1 protein-coding gene is annotated in these 489 nt (G+C 35.6%); it reads right to left on the bottom strand.

What is annotated here, in order from left to right; translation table 11 throughout:
* Nucleotides 1-489 (bottom strand): RagB/SusD family nutrient uptake outer membrane protein (locus tag BW716_RS35510; protein ID WP_143709265.1); only part of this gene is annotated, 489 nt, incomplete at both ends.

Raw genomic sequence — 489 nt, 5'->3', positions numbered from 1 at the left:
ACTGTTGATCTGTCTGGTAATCTAAGATTATTTAAATCCGGTGGTAAACCATTTACAATTGGCACTCCTAAATTAGTTTCGGGAGCTTGTGCATAAGGTCTTCCGTAAGTGCGGCACAGGTAGAAATAAATCATACCTCTTAAATAATACGCTTCGCCAAGCTGTTGGTTTACAGCAGGACTTTCTCCCTCTGAAATCATTTTGATCAAATCACTTGATTGTGATACTATTTTATAACTGTTATTCCAGAAAACAGATAATCTGTCATTGTTAGGAATGTGCTGATACGAAATAAAAGAGTAAAATGAATCTGTAGAAGTTCCTCTAATCATGATATTATCGCCAGGATACTCTCCAACTCTGTGCATAACATCAGACCAGCCTTTTAATTGTGCGTAACAACCATTTAATAAAACTTCTACGGCAGCTACTTTATCTTGTTCTATTTTGTCTTTTGTGTATGCATTAAATGGTTCTCTGTCTAAATCA

Origin of the sequence: [Flexibacter] sp. ATCC 35208 (assembly GCF_001975825.1) — a bacterium.
Taxonomy (GTDB): domain Bacteria; phylum Bacteroidota; class Bacteroidia; order Chitinophagales; family Chitinophagaceae; genus Chitinophaga.
The sequence above is the reverse complement of the archived record's forward strand: the minus strand, read 5'-3'. Positions and strand labels throughout refer to the sequence as shown.